The following is a 21,386-nucleotide window of genomic DNA, read 5'->3' as shown; positions in this document are numbered from 1 at the left end:
TTAGGAGAAATGAAAGTGGTATTACTTGGAACAATCGTAAATGGGATTTGTATAATCCTAGGAAGCGTCTTAGGGAAGTTGCTTAATCGAATTCCTGAAGGGATCAAACATACAGTCATGCAGGGAATTAGTCTTGCAGTGATTATATTAGGGATACAAATGGGATTGAAGAGCGAGCAATTTTTAATCGTCATCTTTAGTTTAGTATTTGGAGCAATTATTGGAGAGTATTTAGCTTTAGATGATCGATTAAATAACTTAGGTAACTGGATAGAAGAAAAAGTCGGTAAAAATAGTGAAGGTACTGTTGCAAAAGGATTTGTAACAGGCACATTGATTTTTGTGATAGGTGCAATGGCCATTATAGGTGCTTTAGATAGTGGTTTACGACAAGATCATGGAGTACTTTATACTAAGTCAATAATTGATGGATTTACTAGCTTAATATTAGCTACAACACTCGGAATTGGTGTCATTTTTTCCGCAATTCCGGTCATGCTGTATCAAGGTTCAATTGCACTTTTTGCTACACAGATTGAAAAATGGGTCCCACAGGTTTTAATGGACTCGTTTATTGTCGAAATGACTGCAACTGGCGGTATTATGATTCTAGCTATTGGGTTAAACTTACTAGGTCTAACAAAGATAAAAGTAGCAAACTTTCTACCAAGTATATTGGTAACAGCTCTTTTAGTAGTCATTATTTACTTTTGGGCAGATATGATTCACTTTGTTCAAGCAATAAGGTAATGTGTAGTGACCCTAGCTTATATTTATATAATACTCTAAAATAAACTTTCCCATTATCTTGGGCATTCAGATTCTAAATATCTAGCGGGTTATAGGCTAATCAGTAACTAGATATTTAGAAATATGCCTAGATTGGGAGAGTTTTTTGTATTTAAATTGTTTTTTTAGGTTGTAATATCTTCTGTCTTTCTGATTGAAGTAGATCTTGTTTTCGAGAACGGAGAAGATCAGCATATAAAAGACTATCAACTATAACATCTGCCATTTTCATTACAAGACTAAGACGGGTATTTTGAAGGACGAAGAACTCCATAAATCCACTAACATTTACTATCCCCGTTATATGCATGTTTCCTACTGGCGTTAATGATTTATTTACCCCAGCACCAGGTTTGACTGGTCCATCAGCAATTGAAATGATTCCAACACTTTTTAATCTTCCTAAACAAGCATCTATTCCAATGATAAAAGGGTCCCGATAGGTTTGTTTAATCAAATTCATTTTATCTTCTAGATTAACAGCATGTATAGGATCATCCAAAGTGCCATATACATGAAATTGAGACAACCTTTTTTCAGATAATTTTGTCCCTATAAGTGGGCCGAGAGAATCTCCAGTCGAACGATCCGTACCAATACAGATAATAATTACAGGCTGGTTATTAGAAGGGAGCATTGAGGAAACTTTACGTGCGATCTCTTTATCTGCTTCTTCAGATTCATATGAAATACGGGTATTATTCTCACCTTGTATAGTATCAAGAAGGTTTTGTTTTAGATTCATAGGTTTCACCCCTTTTTAATAGTAGTAACAGTATACGGAAGAATAACAGTTTCTATACATAAGTTGGGGGAAATATTTGGGTTCATTTTCGTTACAGTTGGATGAGTTTAGAAATCAAACATCATTGGAGGGAAGCTTGTGTGGAATTCAGGAGTTAAATGGATGTTTTTAATTATGGGAACAACCATCGGTGCAGGGTATGCATCTGGAAGAGAGCTATGGCAGTTTTTTGGAGATCAGAGTGGGGTTGCCATTCTATTATTTACGATTATATTTTCAATATGTTGTTTTGTTATTATGAAAGTAAGCTATAATGAACAATCTGAACACTTTATTCCTGTACTACAAAAGATTATTGGGAAAAAGTTAGCTTCTGTTTATGATGTATTAATTGTAATCTACTTATTTACGACAACGATTGTAATGCTTGCCGGTGGTGGGGCAACTCTAGAAACTTTTCAAGTTCCTTATTGGGTGGGAATTTTGATTTTTTGTGCAATGCTTGTTCTCTTATTTATTTGGGGTGTTAGAGGAATGATAACGATGAACGCATTTATTATTCCAATATTAGTCATAGGATTAATTACTACACTATTATTATTTATTAATTCTAGTGAAGAACATTTTATATTTGATTGGCATGCTCAGAATAATTGGCCTGCAGCCTTTACATTTACTGCACTTAATATTCTACCATTGATAGCAGTAATTTCTGCAATAGGTAAAGAAATGAAACACATAGGTGAGGCTTGGATTGCAAGTGTTGGTAGTGGTTTAGTGCTAGGCGTTATTTCGTTCATCTATAACGAGTCCTTAATAAAAGTAGCAGAAGAGATCATGTTGTATGAGATACCATTATTTGCCATATTAAAGTATTATCCATATCCTATGTTGGTCTTTATGTCATTTCTCCTTTTTGCCGCTATTTTTACAACTGCTGCATCGGGAGTGTTCGGTATAACTACCCGTTTTAGGGAAATATTGAAGCTTCCTTTATGGACATTAGCAATTATTGCTCTTGTAGTGATGATTCCATTCACAACTTTTGGTTTTGCAACACTTGTTTCGGTTTTATATCCCATATATGGAATAGCAAACTTATACTTACTTTCTTCAATATTGTTATATCCGATCATGAATCGCTACAAAATTAATTAAAAAATTGGTAATATAGTATTAAGAATGAAAGTAGAGAGGTAGATTCTTTTGGAATGGTTAATAGAACAGTTTGATGAAAAGATAAAGCCTCACTTTTATAATGAGGATTTATGGATTTCGTTTGGTATGGGTCTTGTTAAGATTATTACGATTATCTTTGTGTCAGCAATCATTGTGAGAGTTGCCAAAATGGCCATTAGAAACATTTTTAAGGTAAGGACAAGAGGTCCTTTGCAAATGACTGAACGAAGAGAAGCGACCTTAATTAAGTTGTTGGAGAATGTGGTAACATATGTTGTATATTTTATTGTTATTATTATGATTCTTGAGACGATTGATATTGAAATCAGAGCGCTACTTGCAGGGGCTGGAATTTTAGGACTTGCCGTTGGTTTTGGTGCACAGAACCTTGTTCGTGATGTTATAACAGGCTTTTTCATTATCTTCGAGGATCAGTTTTCAGTTGGGGATTATGTTCGTATTGGTACTTTTGAAGGGGTAGTAGAAGAAATCGGTTTAAGAACCACAAAGATTAAAAGCTTTACAGGGGAATTAAATATCTTACCCAATGGTAGTATTATTGAAGTTACGAATTTTTCTGTTCATAACAGTGTTGCAATTGTTGATGTTAGTATTGCATATGAAGGTGATATTGTTAGGGCAGAACAAGTACTAGAGGAACTATTGTTGGAGCTTCCTAATAAATATGAAGATATGATCACTCCTCCAGAACTGTTAGGTGTTCAAAGCTTAGGAGCATCAGAAGTTGTATTAAGAGTCATTAGTGAGGTTCTACCTATGCGTCACTTTCATATTGCAAGAATGCTAAGAAAAGAAATAAAAAGTCGTTTAGATGAACACGGCATTGAAATTCCATTCCCTCGATTAGTCATGTACAGTCGTACAGAGGAGAATGACAATAAGAAAAGTGCAGGAAGTGTGTAGGAGGGTGATGTAATGTTGGATAAAGAATTTCAACTTAATGATGTGGTCGAAATGAAAAAAGCCCATCCTTGTGGCCATAATAAATGGAAAATTATTAGAATGGGAATGGATATTAGAATTAGATGTGAGGGCTGTTCACATAGTGTGATGATACCAAGGAAAGAGTTTGCGAGGAAGATGAAAAAGATACTAGTTAAGCATGAGGGTGAATAAATCACACCTCATGTTTTTTTATTTGGATTATTTACCAGGGGAGAATACTTTGTTTAGGGTATTCAAATAATTGCAGAATCGATAATGAAGCTGTATGCTACATGTAAATAACTAAAAACAGGATAATATTAAGCTGTGGCTATTTGCTAAAAAAATAAAGTACTATGTTTAATAGGTATAAAAATTGGCTGTTTTTTCAAAGATTGATGTTTTAGACATACATTTGAAATGCTAGTAACTAGCAGGCTGAATACACCTAGACTCCTGCGGGACCAGTGGCCAAAGTGAGACCCCACAGGAGCATGAGCGACGAGGAGGCTCACTGGTCACCCGCCGGACGCGGAGTGTATTCAGCCTGCGGTTTTAAAAGCAACAATCTATATGAAAACAGCCACAATGTAAGAAAAAAGCTTCTAGGAGAGATGAAAAGTTGGGAGTATATAAATCAGCGTGTCCACTCAACTGTTGGGATAATTGTGGATTTCAAGTTGAAGTTGAGAATGGAAAAGTAAAGAAAATAGATGGAGACCCTGAGCATCCTATCACCCAAGGGAAGATTTGCGGTAGAGGGAGAATGCTTGAAGCTCGAACAAACTCTGATCAAAGACTGTTATATCCACTTAAAAAAGTAGATGGTAAATTTCATCGAATAACATGGGAGCAAGCATTAATAGAAATTGCTGATAAAATGGTGGAAACAAAAACTCACTATGGTTCGACTTCAGTGTTGCATAGTCATGATTATTCGAATAGCGGACTATTGAAAAATTTAGATAAGCGGTTTTTCAACCTGTTTGGAGGGGTCACAGAGCTAACAGGAAGTATTTGTTGGGGATCAGGTATTGAAGCACAGAAATGGGATTTTGGTAATGCATTGAGCCATTCTCCAGATGATTTAGATAATAGTAGAAATATTGTGATCTGGGGTAGAAATGTGGCTAGAACCAATATGCATCTATTTCAACGTCTTTCGACTGCGAAGAAGAATGGGGCTAAGATCATTGTTATAGATCCACTATTTAATGCAACTGCGAAAATAGCAAACTCATATATTAGTGTGAAACCAGGAATGGACGGTATCCTTGCTATAGGGATCATGAAAGAAATGATCAGGCTAAACTTACAAAACCATCAATTTATAGAACAATACACCCATGGATACTCAGACTTACTGGATTTATTGAATACTATCACAATAAATGAGGTGGAAGCGCAAACGGATGTTCCACGTGAAACAATTACCCAACTTGCAAAAATATATAGCAATGGACCGACAACAACCTTATTAGGGTTGGGGATGCAAAGATATGTAAATGGCGGAAATACAATAAGATTAATTGATGCGTTAATTGCGATTAGTGGGAATATAGGAATACCTGGAGGAGGTGCGAACTATGCTAGCCTTCAGGTAGGTCAAAGCTTCGACATTGATAAACTTGCACTCCCTGACAGAAAGTTGGAATCTCGTTCCTTTACGATGATGCAACAAGCAGAAGGGATCCTTGAATCAATCAATCCAAAGATTAAAATGATTTTTGTAACATGTGGTAACCCATTAACACAGGTACCCAATACGAATCTTGTAAAAAAAGCTTTTCAATCGGTTGAGACGGTAGTTGTCATTGAGCAGTTTATGACTGATACAGCAGAATTAGCAGATTATGTATTGCCAACTGCGACAGCCTTTGAAGAGGAAGATGTATACTATTCATCTATGTATCATCATTACGTAAACTATGGACCTAAGATTGTATCTTCACCAGGAGAAGTTCAATCAGATTTATGGATATGGACAGAGCTAGCCAAAAGACTAGGTTTTGGTGAAGAGTTTAATTATACGAGAGAAGAATGGATTGAAATGGGATTAGGTGATTTAAAAGATAAAAATATCAATCTGGAAGCATTAAGACGTCATAATCATATGCCACTTCCAGTGGATGATATACCATGGTCTGACTTTCGATTCAGTACTCCAACTGGTAAATATGAATTTACTTCTAATGTTGCTGAATCAAAAGGGTATGATGGTAGATTGAAAGTATTATATCCTGAGGAATCATCAGTAAATAACAGGGAGCTATCAGAGAAATTTCCATATACATTACTTTCAATCCATCCTATGAGATCAAATCATTCTCAGAATTACCACCTGATTGATCAACTTCAAACAATAAGGGTGGAGGTATCAAAGGATATTGCTGAAGAAATAGGTCTTCATGAGGATGATTGGGTACGTGTGTTTAATGACCGTGGTGAACTAAAGGGACAAATACGAATTCTAAAGCAAGCACATTCAAAAACGGTAAACATAGATGAAGGACAATGGAGCCGTTACGGTGGAAGTGTAAATCTACTTACACCAAACCGCGTATCTGACAATGGTCAGGGAAGTACATTATATGATTGTTTAGTTAATATAGAAAAAGTTTAATATGAACTAGGAGCTCACCTTCGCCTACGGACGAAAACGTAAGCTAGTGAATGAGTGATCCTTATGAAAAACAAGCTTTATACAGGCTAGTACACTTTTGAGCTAGTCTGATAAAGCTTGTTTTTTTTTCCTTTACTATCTATAATTGTGAAGGGTTATCTATCGACATTACAATTGGTACTCAGAAAGCAATTTGAATAGTATCAATGATAAAATAGTTTAATGATTTATATGAAAAACATAACATGAGGAGTGAAATAAATGGCATTAACAGCTGGAATCGTCGGTCTTCCTAATGTAGGAAAATCAACACTTTTTAATGCAATAACACAAGCGGGTGCAGAATCTGCAAATTACCCATTCTGTACGATTGATCCCAATGTAGGGATTGTAGAAGTACCAGATGAGCGTTTAAATAAACTAACAGAATTAGTACAACCCAAGAAAACAGTGCCAACTGCATTCGAATTTACTGATATCGCAGGTATTGTTAAAGGAGCAAGTAAAGGTGAAGGATTAGGGAACAAATTCCTATCCCATATCCGACAAGTAGACGCTATTTGTCATGTTGTACGATGCTTTGCTGATGATAACATTACTCATGTTTCAGGAAAAGTAGACCCGATTGACGATATTGAAACAATTAACTTAGAATTAATTCTTGCTGATTTAGAATCCGTTTCAAAACGATTGGATCGTGTAGCAAAGCTAGCGAAACAAAAGGATAAAGAAGCATTGATCGAACATGAAGTTCTAGTCATGCTTAAAGAAGCGTTTGAGGAAGAAAAGGCTGCTCGTACAGTCGAGTTTACTGAAGAACAGCTAAAGATTGCAAAAGGGTTACACTTATTAACAATTAAGCCAATGCTCTATGTAGCAAATGTAAGTGAAGAGGATTTGGCAGATCCATCAACTAATGAGTATGTAGCAAAGGTACGAGATTTTGCTGTTACTGATAATGCAGAAGTAATTGTTATTTGTGCAAAAATCGAATCTGAAATAGTAGAGCTAGAAGGCGAAGAAAAGGCAATGTTCCTCGAAGAATTAGGGATAGAGGAATCAGGTCTTGATCAGCTTATAAAGGCATCATACAACCTTTTAGGCCTAGCTACTTATTTTACAGCTGGTGTTCAAGAGGTAAGAGCATGGACGTTTAGAAAAGGAATGAAGGCTCCACAATGTGCTGCAATCATTCATACTGATTTTGAAAGAGGATTCATTCGAGCTGAGACCGTTTCATATGCTGATTTAATTGGAAGTGGTTCAATGACTGCTGCTAAAGAAGCAGGGAAAGTTCGATTAGAAGGAAAAGAATATATCGTTCAAGATGGAGATGTCATTCATTTCCGTTTCAACGTATAATTAATTTAGGAGGCGTTACTGACAAGAATCTAACGAAACTTGTTGGTAAACGTCTTTATTTGTGTACTTCTCTTTAGGCTGTTTTCGTATAGATTGTTGCTTTTAAAGCCGCAGGCTGAATACACTCCGCGTCCGGCGGGTGACCAGTGAGCCTCCTCGTCGCTCTGCTCCTGCGGGGTCTCCCTTTGGCCACTGGTCTGAGCAGGAGTCTACGTGTATTCAGCCTGCTTGTAACTAGCATTTGAATGTTATATGTCTAAAACAATAAACTTTTAGAAAACAGCCTTTCTCTAAGTCTGATATGTACTCTTGCTAAATGAAAATCTATGTGCTATAATTCTACTCTGTGAGTAATTGAAAGATTGCTCCTTGCTCTTTTCATTAAGAGCCGTTAGTCCAAAAGGAGGTGAACGAGATGAGAAAATACGAAATTATGTATATCATCCGTCCAAACATTGAAGATGAAGCTAAAAAAGCTTTAGTTGAGCGTTTTAATGGCGTTTTAACAGACAATGGTGCGGAGATTACAAACGTGAAAGAATGGGGTAAACGTCGTTTAGCATATGAAATCAATGATTTCCGCGATGGCTTCTACATGATTCTTAACGTAATGTCTAACTCTGAAGCGATCAACGAATTCGATCGTTTATCAAAAATCAGTGAAGACATTATCCGTCACATCATTATCAAACTTGAAGATTAATTATTAGAAAATAGGCTATATTTTCTTTAGAAATATTGGTTGAAGGAGTGGGTTCTGATGATGAATCGCGTAATTCTCGTAGGCAGACTTACGAAGGATCCTGAACTACGCTATACCCCAGCTGGAGTAGCTGTAGCAACTTTCACGTTAGCTGTTAACAGAGCATTCACGAATCAGCAAGGTGAACGTGAGGCGGATTTTATCAATTGTGTTGTTTGGCGTAAACCTGCTGAAAATGTCGCTAACTTTTTGAAAAAAGGTAGTTTGGCTGGAGTAGATGGTAGAGTACAAACTCGAAACTACGAAGGACAAGATGGTAAGCGTGTATATGTAACTGAAATTTTAGCTGAAAGTGTTCAGTTTTTAGAACCAAGAAATGCTAACAATGAAGGACAGCGTAGTGGTGGAAGTTCTTATGGTAATCCAGGTTCTTATGGTGGCGGTAATCAAAACCAAGGGCAAGGGTATGGTGGCTATGGTCAAGATCAGAACCAGCAACGAAACAACAATCAAGGTAATACAAAGTTCGACAATGATCCATTTGCAAATGATGGACAACCAATTGATATATCGGACGATGATTTACCGTTTTAATTAGAAACTAAATAATAAAAGGAAGGAGGAGATTATCAATGGCAGGTGGACGCAGAGGAGGACGTGCAAAACGTCGTAAGGTTTGTTATTTCACAGCACATGGTATCACTCATATCGATTTCAAAGAGGTTGACATGTTAAAGAAATTCGTTTCTGAACGTGGAAAGATTTTACCTCGTCGTGTAACAGGAACTAGCGCTAAATATCAACGTAAATTAACGATTGCTATTAAACGCGCTCGTCAAATGGCTTTATTACCATATGTTTCTGGTGAATAATAGTAAGTAATTAAGTAAGTTAAAAGCAGTTAGAGGACCGACCTCTATACTGCTTTTTTATTTAAGTTTAATTATACCTACCACTAACTTTAGAGCTTTTAAAAAAGGTATTGCAAATTTGCAATGCCTTTTTTTTATTATTTACACTATAAGCTTTATTACTCGAAGGTATATGAAACCTTCAACTATAAGAGCTCATCCTGTAGTTTACACAGGACAACTATTGCTTGAACAAATCTCACATTCTAAAAACAAATGATTTGAATTTTCGACGTAAATACGTTTATGGAAAAAAATGATATCTTTAGCAAAATATGTTGAAATATTTACCAATTTTAGTATTTAATAGAAAAGAAGCGATATTCATTTTGTTGGGAATAGCTTTAGTAAGGATACATATCTACAAGAATAAAATATATTTTAGGGGAGAATGAAGTGAAGAAGAAATTATGGATTTGGATTGTCTCTATCATTGGGCTACTTTTAATAGTAGGAGGCGTAACGTATTATGTTAAAGGAAAAAGTGCAGAGGTAGCTAGCAATGGAATTGAACAAGTGCATGTAACTGTCCAAAAAGCATCAGAGAGGGAATTGATTGAAAGCATTCTTGTAACAGGAAAGATCGTTCCAGAAAATGAACAAAAGGTTTTCTTAGAACCAGATAAAGGATCGATTAGTGAGTATAAAGTAGTTGAGAATCAAGCAGTAAAGGCCGGAGAACCTCTCTTTTTTTATGATTCATCAAAAATAGATAGGGAGTTTACTAGAGCTGTACGGCAACGAGATTTAACAAAAAGTAGAGGGAAAACTGAACAAGATCAAATATCTGAGATTAATAAACGTATAGCTGAAGCAAAAAAGAAAGTAGAGAGTGGGGAAGGTACTCCGGATGAGGTGAATCTGCTTAAAGCCGAGAAGGTCCAGCTAGAGATTCAATATGAGGCAACAAAAGCAGAGATTGCCACCGCACAGGATGAAATCAATGAAATTGCTACTCGTAAAAAAGAGATGGTGGTAGTTAGTAAAATAGATGGAATTGTAGTAAAGGTAAACCAAAATGTAGCACAAGCAGAAGCTGGCACACCTGAACCAATCGTTCATGTAATTTCAAGTCAACCATATAAAGTTATAGGAACCATGAGTGAGTTTGATGCAGTTAAAATAAAACAGGGACAACCAGTCATTATTAGACCAAAGGTATACAAGGATCGTGAATGGAAAGGAACAGTTGAAACGGTCTCACAATTCCCTAATGAAGATGGAGCCAGTGGAGCAGAATTTGCTGGCGGTGGAGGACAGGGTGGAAATGTAACGATGTATCCTTTCAAGGTGGCCATTACAGATGATACCTCTGAACTTCGACAAGGTTTCCATGTGTCGTTAGAGATCCAAGTAAAATTGAATGAATCAGATAAAACACTTGTCATTCCACATACTGCATTGATGAATGAAGGTGGTGTAGACGTTGCCTATATATTAGCTGATGGAAAGTTATCTAGACGTGAGGTTCAAACAGGGGGGATGAGTGATGAATGGATAGAGGTTATTGGTGGAGTGAACTTAGCTGAACAAGTCATAATCACTCCTTACGAAGGCATGTATGATGGAATGGAAGTGGTCTCATATGATGAAGTTGAGTGAGATTACTAAGGTATACGGGACTGGCACACTAGAGGTACCTGTCCTACATGGTATTGACTTAATGATTGAAGATGGGGAATTTGTAGCGATCATGGGACCCTCAGGTTCAGGAAAATCAACCCTGATGAATATCATTGGATTTTTGGACAGACCAACCTCTGGTATGTTTGAACTTAATGGAGATGAAGTGGGTCTTGTAAAGGAGAAGAAGCTTGCAAAATTGAGAAATGAGCATGTTGGATTTGTTTTCCAACAGTTTTTCTTGCTTCCAAGACTAAATGCCTTGAAAAATGTAGAGTCACCCTTAATTTACGCTGGTGTTTCAAAGCGAGAAAGAAATGAAAGAGCAAGAGAAATGCTTGAAAAGGTCGGATTAGTGGATCGTATGAAGCACTTACCAAGTCAATTATCCGGAGGGCAAAAGCAAAGGGTAGCCATTGCACGCGCCCTTGTAAACCATCCATCTATTATCCTGGCAGATGAACCAACTGGTGCACTTGATTCGGAAACGAGTAAACAAATTATGGAACTCCTTGTCAAATTAAATGAGGAAGGCAGAACAGTGATCATTGTTACTCATGAAGAAGAAGTTGCAGCATATACAAAAAGGGTAATTACATTGAGGGATGGAAAGATTACCGATGACCGGAGGAGAATGTCATGAGTATCTGGGAAAGCTTCAAGATTGCTTTATCCTCCATTTGGAACCATAAAATCAGGTCCATATTAACAATGCTTGGAATTATCATTGGTGTGGCAGCCGTCATAATTATCGTAGCGATTGGACAAGGGGCTCGAAAGCAAATGACAGAAGAGCTCTTTAGTACTGATAAAAATGCTATTGAGTTATTTTATGAATTCATTCCTGTTGAAGGAGAAACAGAGGAGGAAATGAATTGGATGCCACCTCAATTAAACTCAGATGATATGGAGATGCTTTCAGAGGTTCCAGGTGTTAAAGCTGTATTGGGGACCAATCAAGGCTGGGGAACGATGGTACACGGTGATCAGCAGGGAGACATGCAAATCACTGGTGTAGGAGCCGAGTATTTTTCAGCAAAGAATCTTCAGATTGTGGAAGGGCGTGCTTTTTTCGCGAGGGATGTTGATGGATTAAATCGTGTCGTCATGATTGATACGGTAGCAAGAGAGAGATACTTTCCGTCGTCTAATGAGGCTATTGGAGAAATCGTCGACCTCAATGGGAATCCATACAAAGTCGTCGGGGTGTATGAATCCCCTATTCCTGAGCAGTATCGTCAGGAGGAGGGGATGGGAGAAATGCTTATGCCACGAACGGTCATATCATTAATGTTTGGAAATATGGAGATAGAAAGCTTATCAGTTATTGCAAGTGACCCTGAAAAAATCTCAGAAACGGGGCGTTTAGCTGCCGATACATTAACTGAGAAAAAGAAGCTTGAAAATGGAATGTACACGATTTATGATCAATCTGAATACGAACAAGAAGTAAACACGGTCATCACCATAATGACACTAGTAATTGGAAGCATCGCGGGTATATCCCTCTTAGTTGGTGGGATTGGCGTGATGAATATTATGCTTGTCTCTGTAACAGAAAGAACGAGAGAAATCGGCCTTCGAAAAGCACTAGGGGCAACAAGAGGGAAAATCCTCCTACAGTTTTTAATCGAGTCTGCCACTCTTACTTCTTTAGGAGGGATACTAGGCATTGGGCTCGCATCCGTAGGAACAATTATTGTCACTAATTTTGCTCCTATTAGTGCATCAGTCAGTCCATTAATTGCGTTAATAGGTGTGGGATTTTCAGCATTCGTAGGTGTTATATTTGGAATTCTTCCTGCAAATAAAGCATCAAAGCTAAGTCCAATTGATGCTTTAAGATATGAATAATATAAGAATTGGATGTTAGACGCAAATGCATGATCTTTGCGTCTTTTTTTGTCTATTTTTTACGTTTATCAACGCTTTTATTAGGAAAAAATAGATAGATTGAGTTTAAGTAGGATTCTACCGTTTTATTGTACAAATTCTTATCATATGTTTTATGATACATAAAGGCTGTTCTAGAAGAATGTTGTTTAAGTAGTTGATTTGAGTGGAGATCAATTGCATCGTATGTCCAATTAGCAATCTATTTGAGCGAAAACAGACTACATAAAAGACCCATTATGGGGTGAGTTATCTTACTAACTAGGTTAGTAGGATAAATTCATAAGAGAGGTGTAAACATGAAAAATCAGAAATTTATTGTAGATGGGGGACTTCTGCTTGCCATCTATATATTAATGCTATTAGGAGCAACATTTGTACCATTTTTGGGGATTATTCTCACATTTCTATTGCCGATTCCCTTTGTTATATTTGCAAGTAGATATGATATACGGCGCTCTATTCTTTTTCTAGTAGCAGCTACGATATTATCATTACTATTTACTTCCGTTAGCGGTCTCGTATTTTCACTTATCTATGGGGTAGGTGGAGTTGTATATGGTATTTTGGTTCAGAAGAATAAGAAATCGATTGAGGTTTTACTTGGGCTCACGGTTTCATTTATGATAACCTTTGTAATCATATATGTTGCTGCCAGTACGTTGTTTTCATTTGATTTTACTGCATTAATACTACAATCAGCAGAAGAATCAATTGAATTAATGAGGCAACTTGGTACTCAAAATGAAGCGATGATTAAGCAATTTGAAGAGTCACTTGAGGTGTTCAAATATTTACTTCCAAGCTTGTTAGTTATTACAGCGTTTATGTTTGCCCTCATTACACAGCTGGTAACCTATCCAGTTTTGAGAAGAGTGGTACAAGGTGTAAATAAATTACCAGCAATTAGAGAAATCACTTTACCTTTAAGTATTATTTGGTATTACCTGACTGTACTTATTTTAATGTTTTTTGAGATGGAAGTTGGAACATTTTATTATATGGCAGTCACGAATTTATTCTACATCTTACAACTACTGATGGTGATTCAAGGTATATCTTTTATCTTTTTCTTTAGTCATGTGAGGGGACTACCAAAAATAGTTCCAATAATCATTGTGCTAATGACACCTTTTTTACTTTCTATTATACGAATCTTAGGTATAATTGACTTAGGGTTCCAACTAAGAAAAAAGATAAAACCTAAGAGCTAGAAATTTGCATAGGGAGCTAAAATGACATGCCTGACTTTTATAAAAAGAAAGTATTTCGCTATCCAATCTATGCGCTACTTATTGTCACTGGGATATTATTAGGGATTATCCTTTACTATCATTATTTAATTGGTATAGCTGGTTTTCTGCTATTGGGTCTTATTTTATATTTCCTGTACCGGGCTGATACCTTGTTGAATGAAGAAATGGAAAACTATATATCAACACTTTCCTACCGCCTAAAAAAGGTAGGGGAAGAAGCTCTAATGGAAATGCCTATAGGAATCATGTTATTTAATGACGAGTATACAATTGAATGGACCAATCCTTTTTTATCTTCATGTTTTAATGAAGACACATTAGTAGGGCGCTCATTGTATAGTGTTGCAGATTCACTGATCCCTCTTATTAAGCAAGAGGTTGATACAGAAATTATTACATTATATGATCAAAAGTTTAAAGTGATTATAAAAAGAAAAGAACGACTTCTTTATTTCTTTGATGTAACAGAACAAACTGAGATTGAGAAATTATATGAGGATGAGCGCACAGTTTTAGGTGTTATATTCTTAGATAATTATGATGAAGTAACACAAGGAATGGATGACCAACGAAAAAGTACGATCAATAGTCAGGTGACCTCTATCCTAAACAATTGGGCAAATGAAAATGGTGTCTATTTGAAACGTACCTCGTCTGAAAGATTTACAGCTGTCCTTAATGAACATATACTGATTCAGCTGGAAAAAGGAAAATTTACGATTTTAGATGATGTAAGGGAACAAACTTCCAAAGATAGTATTCCATTAACGTTAAGTATTGGAATAGGTTCTGGAGTTCCTTCCTTGCCTGAGCTAGGGGCCTTAGCACAATCAAGCTTAGACCTTGCACTAGGACGCGGGGGAGATCAGGTTGCAATTAAGCAGGTAAATGGGAAGGTGAAATTCTTCGGAGGAAAAACAAATCCAATGGAGAAGCGGACGAGAGTTCGTGCTCGAGTAATATCTCATGCATTAAAAGAACTGATTATTGATAGTGACCAAGTGATTATCATGGGACATAAATATCCTGATATGGACTCAGTAGGTGCAGCAATTGGTATCTTGAAGATTGCTCAAATGAATCAAAAAGAAGCGTACATTGTATTAAATACAAATGAGATTGATTCAGGTATCTATCGTTTATTGGATGAAATTAAAAACCATCCTGAATTATGGGCGCACTTCATCAATCCTGAGCAAGCATTAGAAATGTCTACTAATGATACATTGCTAGTCGTAGTGGATACACATAAACCATCATTAGTGATTGAAGAAAAACTACTCTATAAAATAGACCATGTAGTAGTCATTGATCACCATAGACGAGGTGAAGAATTTATTGAAGCTCCACTCTTAGTGTATATGGAACCTTATGCTTCATCGACTGCAGAGCTAGTAACAGAATTACTTGAGTATCAACCAAAGAAGATGAAAATGAATATGCTTGAAGCTACGATATTATTGGCAGGAATTATTGTAGATACAAAGAGCTTTACATTAAGAACTGGCTCAAGGACATTCGATGCAGCGTCATACTTAAGAGCACAGGGTGCAGATACAGTGTTAGTTCAGAAGTTCTTAAAGGAAAACATTGACCACTTTAAAAAGCGGACAGAATTGATTAGTTCTTCTTACCTTCATAGAGACGGAATTGTCATTGCTAAAGGTAGAGATGAGTTCATCTATGATCAAGTACTCATTGCACAGGCAGCTGATACAATGTTAACAATGAGCGATGTCGTTGCTTCATTTGTCATTGCAAAGAGAAACGATCAATTAGTTGGAGTCAGCGCAAGATCATTTGGTGATATAAATGTACAAGTGATTATGGAGAAGCTTGGTGGCGGTGGTCATCTAACAAATGCAGCAACTCAACTACAGCAACTATCAATACAAGAGGTTGAGCAGAAATTGAAAGAAGCAATTGATGAGTATTTAGAAGGAGGCAATAAATCATGAGAGTTATCTTCTTAAAAGATGTAAAAGGTAAAGGTAAAAAAGGTGAAGTTAAAAATGTATCAGATGGTTATGCAAATAACTTTCTTTTAAAACAGGGTCTTGCTGTTGAAGCAACAAATAGCAATGTTAAAACGTTAGAAGCAAAGAAGAATAAGGAACAGCAGGAAGCAGTAGAAGAGCTAAATCAAGCAAAGCAATTAAAAGAGACTGTTGAGGCATTAACAATTGAACTAAGTGCAAAATCAGGTGATGGGGGACGATTATTCGGCTCAGTAACAAGCAAACAGATCGCTGATGAATTAGCAAAGAAGCATAAGATAAAAATCGATAAGCGTAAATTTGATCTACCTGATGGAATTCGTGCTTTAGGTTTTACAAATGTACCGGTGAAATTACATCCGGAAGTAGTTGCGACTGTAAAGGTTCATGTGACCGAACAGTAATTACCATTGAAACTTTTTTAAAATAAGATAGAATTAGGAAATGTGATTTGGTTTTTAAAAACAGATCACATTTTTCATATTTCAACTCAAAAATTATACTTATTGATAATGATATAGATAGATAGATAGATAGAGAGAGAGACTATTAGACTAAAAAGGGAGTGGAGAATATATGAGTGAACTATTAACTGATCGTATTCCTCCGCAAAATGTAGAAGCAGAACAAGCAGTATTAGGAGCAATTTTCTTAGAACCAGCCTCACTTATATTAGCTTCGGAAGTCCTAATACCAGAGGATTTTTATCGGGCTGCACATCAGAAGATCTTTAAAGCGATGCTTATGCTCTCTGATAAGGGTGAACCTGTTGATTTAATTACAGTAACATCAGAACTTGCTGATGCGAAGTTACTTGAAGAGGTTGGTGGAGTTTCATACTTAAGTGATGTTGCCAATTCGGTTCCTACTGCTTCTAATATTGAATATTACGCTAGGATTATTGAAGAAAAGTCAATTTTACGCCGCTTAATTCGAACTGCTACTACAATTGCTCAAGATGGATTTTCAAGAGAAGATGAAGTAGATGCTCTTTTAAATGAAGCTGAAAAAAACATCATGGAAGTAGCTCGAAGAAAAAATGCAGGGGCATTCAAGAATATTAAAGATGTTCTTGTAGAAACTTACGATAATATTGAAACCCTTCATACTCGTGTAGGTGATGTCACTGGGATTCCTACTGGATTTTTAGAATTAGACAAAATGACAGCAGGCTTTCAACGAAATGATTTAATTATTGTAGCCGCTCGTCCATCAGTTGGTAAAACAGCATTTGCCTTAAATATTGCTCAAAACGTTGCGACCAAAACAGAAGAAAATGTTGCAATTTTCAGCCTTGAGATGGGTGCAGAACAACTAGTCATGCGTATGCTTTGTGCAGAAGGGAATATTGATGCACAACGATTACGTACAGGGTCTTTAACGGCAGATGACTGGGGTAAGTTAACGATGGCAATGGGTAGCTTATCAAATTCAGGAATTTATATTGATGATACGCCAGGGATCAAGATTAATGATATTAGATCTAAATGTCGACGTCTTAAACAGGATACTGGATTAGGAATGGTTTTAATTGATTATCTACAATTAATTCAGGGTAGTGGTTCTAGTAAAGATAATCGTCAACAAGAGGTTTCTGAAATCTCACGTTCATTGAAAGAATTAGCCCGTGAATTAAAGGTGCCTGTTATCGCCTTATCACAGCTTTCTCGTGGAGTTGAACAACGTCAAGATAAGCGACCAATGATGTCTGATATTCGTGAATCAGGAAGTATTGAGCAGGATGCCGATATCGTTGCCTTCTTATACCGTGATGATTATTATGATAAAGAATCAGAGAATAAAAACATCATTGAAATTATCATTGCAAAACAACGTAATGGTCCAGTTGGAACCTGTTCATTAGCATTTGTTAAAGAATATAACAAATTCGTTAACCTAGAACGGCGATTTGACGATACGAACATACCACCAGGCGCATAGGGAAACTACCGGAACTTCGGTAGTTTTTTTATTTATATTTTTATTTTGGATTAATTAGGGAAAAGTAAAAACAGTACATATAACATGAATGATTAAAAACATGAACATAAGTAAAAGAATTTACTCCTCATTACTGGAACTCGCTGCGAACCACCGGGCTCCTGCAGGATATGCAGTACACGTGAGACCCTCTCACGATTGCGACGAAGAGGCTCACGTAGCTCTAAGGAAAGGGAGTGGTTCGTAGCGAGTGGAAGTTCACTAAAATGGGTATTTATTCACCCTATTTCAATTTTGATATTATATCAGAATATAATTAACCATATTACGAACAAATAATAGTTGTTTTAAATTTAATGTTCGTGTTTTATTGACACTTTAGTGTGTTACTGTTAAACTTACTATGTTTGATAAGATCGTTTAAGAATGTAAAGAAAACGGTGGAGGTGCCAAGGCTATGGCTTCAGTTGTAGTAGTAGGAACACAATGGGGAGACGAAGGAAAGGGAAAGATTACAGACTTTCTTTCAGAGAATGCAGAAGTAATCGCAAGATATCAAGGCGGTAATAATGCAGGTCATACAATTGTTTTTAATGGTGAAACTTATAAACTACATTTAATTCCTTCAGGTATTTTTTATTCAGACAAGATATGTGTAATTGGCAATGGCATGGTTGTTGATCCAAAAGCACTTGTAACAGAGTTGAAGTATCTACATGATCGCGGAGTAAGTACAGATAACTTAAGAATCAGTAATCGCGCCCATGTGATTTTGCCATACCATCTTAAATTAGATGAGGTAGAAGAAGAGCGTAAAGGTGCTAATAAAATTGGTACAACGAAAAAAGGAATTGGCCCAGCTTATATGGACAAAGCAGCTAGAGTTGGGATTCGAATTGCAGATCTTTTAGATAAAGAAGTGTTTGAAGAAAAGCTTACACATAATTTAGCTGAAAAGAATCGTTTACTTGAAAAAATGTATGAAGTTGAAGGATTTAAACTAGAAGATATTTTTGAAGAGTATTATGAATATGGTCAACAGGTTGCGAAATATGTGACAGATACGTCTGTTGTACTTAATGATGCACTTGATGAAGGCCGTAGAGTGTTATTTGAAGGTGCTCAGGGAGTTATGCTAGACATTGACCAAGGTACATACCCATTTGTTACATCATCAAACCCAGTAGCGGGTGGAGTGACAATCGGTTCAGGTGTAGGACCATCTAAAATCAAGCATGTTGTGGGTGTATCAAAGGCCTACACGACTCGTGTCGGTGATGGACCATTCCCAACTGAATTAAATAATGAAATTGGTGACCGCATTCGTGAAATCGGACGTGAGTATGGTACAACGACTGGACGTCCTCGTCGTGTTGGATGGTTTGATAGTGTTGTTGTAAGACATGCACGAAGAGTAAGCGGAATTACTGATTTATCATTAAACTCAATTGATGTACTAACAGGAATTGAAAAGTTAAAAATATGTGTGGCATATCAGTACAATGGGAAAGTCATGGAAGAGTTTCCTGCTAGTTTGAAAATATTAGCACAATGTGAGCCAGTATATGAAGAATTACCAGGCTGGACTGAAGATATCACAGGTGTTAAAAACCTAAGTGAACTTCCTGCAAATGCTCGCCATTATATTGAGCGAATTTCTCAACTTACTGGAATTCCATTATCAGTGTTCTCGGTAGGACCGGATCGTAAGCAAACTAATATTGTTCGTAGTGTATATGCATAAAGAAAAGCGCAAGGCGCCCGCTCATCGGCGACAGGAGCTAGACACAAAAACTGAGTTCGAAATTTTATAATTTCCTATAACTTAACAAAAGGAGCTCGGGGCTCTTGCCCTTGTGAGCTCCTTTTGTTATAGTAGGACAAGTGAGCTTTAAACTATTTAAAAAAACACTTGCTTTATATTAAAAATGTGTGGTATTATAATAAACGTCGCTGAAACAAGTTGTGACAAACCAAGTACTATTCAAAATATCATTCCTATTTTGAGCCATTAGCTCAGTTGGTAGAGCACGCAGAATAAGCATCCTTGAGATACTTCAGAGTACCACTCGATCTGCTACTTGCAAAAGCTTCCTGAGAGTGGGACGTCAATTAGATGCTCTTTCTAGGAAATGAAATATAAAACCAAAGTACTATTCAAAATATCATTCCTATTTTGAGCCATTAGCTCAGTTGGTAGAGCACGCAGAATAAGCATCCTTGAGATACTTCAGAGTACCACTCGATCTGCTACTTGCAAAAGCTTCCTGAGAGTGGGACGTCAATTAGATGCTCTTTCTAGGAAATGAAATATAAAACCAAAGTACTATTCAAAATATTATTCTTATTTTGAGCCATTAGCTCAGTTGGTAGAGCATCTGACTTTTAATCAGAGGGTCGAAGGTTCCTGAGAGTGGGACGTCAATTAGATGCTCTTTCTAGGAAATGAAATATAAAACCAAAGTACTATTCAAAATATTATTCTTATTTTGAGCCATTAGCTCAGTTGGTAGAGCATCTGACTTTTAATCAGAGGGTCGAAGGTTCGAGTCCTTCATGGCTCACCATTTATTTTAAAATGGCCCGTTGGTCAAGCGGTTAAGACACCGCCCTTTCACGGCGGTAACACGGGTTCGAATCCCGTACGGGTCACCAATATTATTGTCCTTAGATAAAAATACATAAAGCATCTGGTCCCGTGGTGTAGCGGTTAACATGCCTGCCTGTCACGCAGGAGATCGCCGGTTCGATCCCGGTCGGGACCGCCATTTTATTTCATCGGTCATAACATACATATCGTATATTAGCCTATGTATTAACATTGGATGTACTTTATAACCTTTTAATAGTGGGATAATCTATGTTTGTAATCGTAATTTGAATTTATTTATTTTTAATCTGGCTCGGTAGCTCAGTCGGTAGAGCAATGGACTGAAAATCCATGTGTCGGCGGTTCGATTCCGTCCCGAGCCACTCTTGAAGGCTGTCCCTTAAGTGCTTATGCACAGTTTGGGACAGCCTTTATTTTTTATTATAAAATAAATCTCTTTTTCTAAAAGATTATTGTTTTAAGACTTATTTAATGTGGTAGAGCTCGTGATTGGAACGGAAGGTATATGACTCCTGCGGGATGTGCAGGCAGGATGATACCCCGCAGGACCTTTGCTCTGAGGAGGCTCATCACCTGCCCCGCGGAAAGCACATACCTGGAGTGCAAATCAACCTAACCTAGGTAAATAGCAACATAGTTTCCAAAAAGAGTCTAAAATAATAAGATATATAATGTGTAAAAAAAGTAAAAAAATGTCAGGTATACTACAGTTATATTACATTATTCGTTAAAGTATTCTACAATATTCTTGATTATGATAAGTTAATAGAGTGTTAAATTGTGAGAATTGTCGAATCAACACCCTTTC

The 21,386-nt window shown here is 36.7% G+C and carries 18 protein-coding genes and 4 tRNA genes; 21 read left to right on the top strand and 1 reads right to left on the bottom strand.

Annotation, left to right across the window (positions count from 1 at the left end):
* Positions 1 to 15: 15 nt before the first annotated feature.
* Positions 16 to 750 (top strand): DUF554 domain-containing protein, encoded by a 735-nt coding sequence (locus BLQ56_RS11330; protein WP_090853894.1) that lies wholly within the window; start codon positions 16 to 18, stop codon positions 748 to 750.
* Positions 751 to 901: 151 nt separating this feature from the next.
* Here BLQ56_RS11330 and yyaC read toward each other — a convergent pair whose 3' ends face one another.
* The gene (yyaC, locus tag BLQ56_RS11325; RefSeq protein ID WP_090853891.1) at positions 902 to 1,534 is read right to left on the bottom strand and encodes a spore protease YyaC; all 633 of its coding nucleotides are present in this window, start codon (positions 1,532 to 1,534) and stop codon (positions 902 to 904) included.
* A gap of 138 nt (positions 1,535 to 1,672) precedes the next feature.
* On the opposite strand from yyaC, the gene BLQ56_RS11320 reads away from it, so the two are divergent.
* The 20 genes from BLQ56_RS11320 (at position 1,673) to BLQ56_RS11220 (ending at position 20,940) form a co-directional block, all read left to right on the top strand.
* Positions 1,673 to 2,692, top strand: a complete 1,020-nt coding sequence (locus tag BLQ56_RS11320; protein ID WP_090853888.1) for a YkvI family membrane protein — start codon at positions 1,673 to 1,675, stop codon at positions 2,690 to 2,692.
* A 48-nt stretch (positions 2,693 to 2,740) separates the two neighbouring features.
* Positions 2,741 to 3,637: a mechanosensitive ion channel family protein gene (locus BLQ56_RS11315; protein WP_238457249.1), complete on the top strand. Its 897-nt coding sequence runs from the start codon at positions 2,741 to 2,743 to the stop codon at positions 3,635 to 3,637.
* 12 nt (positions 3,638 to 3,649) lie between these two features.
* Complete coding sequence (locus BLQ56_RS11310) at positions 3,650 to 3,850, top strand: DUF951 domain-containing protein (protein ID WP_090853885.1); 201 nt, start codon at positions 3,650 to 3,652, stop codon at positions 3,848 to 3,850.
* A 430-nt stretch (positions 3,851 to 4,280) separates the two neighbouring features.
* Complete coding sequence (locus tag BLQ56_RS11305) at positions 4,281 to 6,281, top strand: molybdopterin-dependent oxidoreductase (RefSeq protein WP_090853882.1); 2,001 nt, start codon at positions 4,281 to 4,283, stop codon at positions 6,279 to 6,281.
* 261 nt (positions 6,282 to 6,542) lie between these two features.
* Entirely contained in the window at positions 6,543 to 7,643 is a 1,101-nt protein-coding gene (gene ychF, locus BLQ56_RS11300; protein ID WP_090853880.1) for a redox-regulated ATPase YchF, read from the top strand.
* 415 nt (positions 7,644 to 8,058) lie between these two features.
* Entirely contained in the window at positions 8,059 to 8,346 is a 288-nt protein-coding gene (gene rpsF, locus BLQ56_RS11295; protein ID WP_090853877.1) for a 30S ribosomal protein S6, read from the top strand.
* A gap of 57 nt (positions 8,347 to 8,403) precedes the next feature.
* A complete protein-coding gene (gene ssb, locus BLQ56_RS11290; protein ID WP_090853874.1) occupies positions 8,404 to 8,940 on the top strand; it encodes a single-stranded DNA-binding protein in 537 nt (178 codons plus the stop codon).
* A gap of 38 nt (positions 8,941 to 8,978) precedes the next feature.
* The gene (gene rpsR, locus BLQ56_RS11285) at positions 8,979 to 9,218 is read left to right on the top strand and encodes a 30S ribosomal protein S18 (RefSeq protein ID WP_090853871.1); all 240 of its coding nucleotides are present in this window, start codon (positions 8,979 to 8,981) and stop codon (positions 9,216 to 9,218) included.
* A 435-nt stretch (positions 9,219 to 9,653) separates the two neighbouring features.
* On the top strand, positions 9,654 to 10,859 hold the full coding sequence (locus BLQ56_RS11280) for an efflux RND transporter periplasmic adaptor subunit (protein WP_090853868.1): 1,206 nt from the start codon (positions 9,654 to 9,656) through the stop codon (positions 10,857 to 10,859).
* Entirely contained in the window at positions 10,843 to 11,523 is a 681-nt protein-coding gene (locus BLQ56_RS11275) for an ABC transporter ATP-binding protein (RefSeq protein WP_090853865.1), read from the top strand. Before BLQ56_RS11280 ends, BLQ56_RS11275 begins: the two co-directional genes overlap by 17 nt.
* Positions 11,520 to 12,734: an ABC transporter permease gene (locus BLQ56_RS11270; RefSeq protein WP_090853862.1), complete on the top strand. Its 1,215-nt coding sequence runs from the start codon at positions 11,520 to 11,522 to the stop codon at positions 12,732 to 12,734. The genes BLQ56_RS11275 and BLQ56_RS11270 overlap by 4 nt, the downstream gene beginning before the upstream one ends.
* A 338-nt stretch (positions 12,735 to 13,072) precedes the next feature.
* Positions 13,073 to 13,987, top strand: a complete 915-nt coding sequence (locus BLQ56_RS11265) for a YybS family protein (protein WP_090853859.1) — start codon at positions 13,073 to 13,075, stop codon at positions 13,985 to 13,987.
* Positions 13,988 to 14,013: 26 nt separating this feature from the next.
* A complete protein-coding gene (locus tag BLQ56_RS11260) occupies positions 14,014 to 15,987 on the top strand; it encodes a DHH family phosphoesterase (RefSeq protein ID WP_090853856.1) in 1,974 nt (657 codons plus the stop codon).
* Positions 15,984 to 16,430 carry a 50S ribosomal protein L9 gene (gene rplI / locus BLQ56_RS11255; RefSeq protein ID WP_090853853.1) on the top strand — a complete coding sequence of 149 codons (447 nt, stop codon included), beginning with the start codon at positions 15,984 to 15,986 and terminating at the stop codon, positions 16,428 to 16,430. The genes BLQ56_RS11260 and rplI overlap by 4 nt, the downstream gene beginning before the upstream one ends.
* Before the next feature lie 172 nt (positions 16,431 to 16,602).
* Positions 16,603 to 17,967 (top strand): replicative DNA helicase, encoded by a 1,365-nt coding sequence (gene dnaB, locus BLQ56_RS11250; protein ID WP_090853850.1) that lies wholly within the window; start codon positions 16,603 to 16,605, stop codon positions 17,965 to 17,967.
* 457 nt (positions 17,968 to 18,424) lie between these two features.
* Positions 18,425 to 19,711, top strand: coding sequence for an adenylosuccinate synthase (locus BLQ56_RS11245; RefSeq protein ID WP_090853848.1), 1,287 nt, complete (start codon positions 18,425 to 18,427; stop codon positions 19,709 to 19,711).
* Between the two features lie 747 nt (positions 19,712 to 20,458).
* Positions 20,459 to 20,534, top strand: a tRNA-Lys gene (locus BLQ56_RS11235).
* A gap of 13 nt (positions 20,535 to 20,547) precedes the next feature.
* Positions 20,548 to 20,622: transfer RNA gene (locus BLQ56_RS11230), tRNA-Glu, on the top strand.
* A 37-nt stretch (positions 20,623 to 20,659) separates the two neighbouring features.
* Positions 20,660 to 20,735, top strand: a tRNA-Asp gene (locus BLQ56_RS11225).
* Positions 20,736 to 20,867: 132 nt separating this feature from the next.
* Positions 20,868 to 20,940 (top strand) — tRNA-Phe (locus BLQ56_RS11220).
* The last annotated feature ends 446 nt before the right edge of the window (positions 20,941 to 21,386 follow it).

This window comes from Litchfieldia salsa (assembly GCF_900104555.1).
Taxonomy (GTDB): domain Bacteria; phylum Bacillota; class Bacilli; order Bacillales; family Bacillaceae_L; genus Litchfieldia; species Litchfieldia salsa.
This window is presented reverse-complemented; position numbering and strand designations above follow the sequence as displayed.

What these genes read in the sequence shown, in the direction of transcription:
- yyaC (WP_090853891.1), bottom strand. Translation starts at nt 1,534, where the DNA reads ATGAATCTAAAACAAAACCTTCTTGATACTATACAAGGTGAGAATAAT.
- BLQ56_RS11310 (WP_090853885.1), top strand. Translation starts at nt 3,650, where the DNA reads ATGTTGGATAAAGAATTTCAACTTAATGATGTGGTCGAAATGAAAAAA.
- ychF (WP_090853880.1), top strand. Translation starts at nt 6,543, where the DNA reads ATGGCATTAACAGCTGGAATCGTCGGTCTTCCTAATGTAGGAAAATCA.
- rpsF (WP_090853877.1), top strand. Translation starts at nt 8,059, where the DNA reads ATGAGAAAATACGAAATTATGTATATCATCCGTCCAAACATTGAAGAT.
- ssb (WP_090853874.1), top strand. Translation starts at nt 8,404, where the DNA reads ATGATGAATCGCGTAATTCTCGTAGGCAGACTTACGAAGGATCCTGAA.
- rpsR (WP_090853871.1), top strand. Translation starts at nt 8,979, where the DNA reads ATGGCAGGTGGACGCAGAGGAGGACGTGCAAAACGTCGTAAGGTTTGT.
- BLQ56_RS11275 (WP_090853865.1), top strand. Translation starts at nt 10,843, where the DNA reads ATGATGAAGTTGAGTGAGATTACTAAGGTATACGGGACTGGCACACTA.
- BLQ56_RS11270 (WP_090853862.1), top strand. Translation starts at nt 11,520, where the DNA reads ATGAGTATCTGGGAAAGCTTCAAGATTGCTTTATCCTCCATTTGGAAC.
- BLQ56_RS11265 (WP_090853859.1), top strand. Translation starts at nt 13,073, where the DNA reads ATGAAAAATCAGAAATTTATTGTAGATGGGGGACTTCTGCTTGCCATC.
- BLQ56_RS11260 (WP_090853856.1), top strand. Translation starts at nt 14,014, where the DNA reads ATGCCTGACTTTTATAAAAAGAAAGTATTTCGCTATCCAATCTATGCG.
- rplI (WP_090853853.1), top strand. Translation starts at nt 15,984, where the DNA reads ATGAGAGTTATCTTCTTAAAAGATGTAAAAGGTAAAGGTAAAAAAGGT.
- dnaB (WP_090853850.1), top strand. Translation starts at nt 16,603, where the DNA reads ATGAGTGAACTATTAACTGATCGTATTCCTCCGCAAAATGTAGAAGCA.
- BLQ56_RS11245 (WP_090853848.1), top strand. Translation starts at nt 18,425, where the DNA reads ATGGCTTCAGTTGTAGTAGTAGGAACACAATGGGGAGACGAAGGAAAG.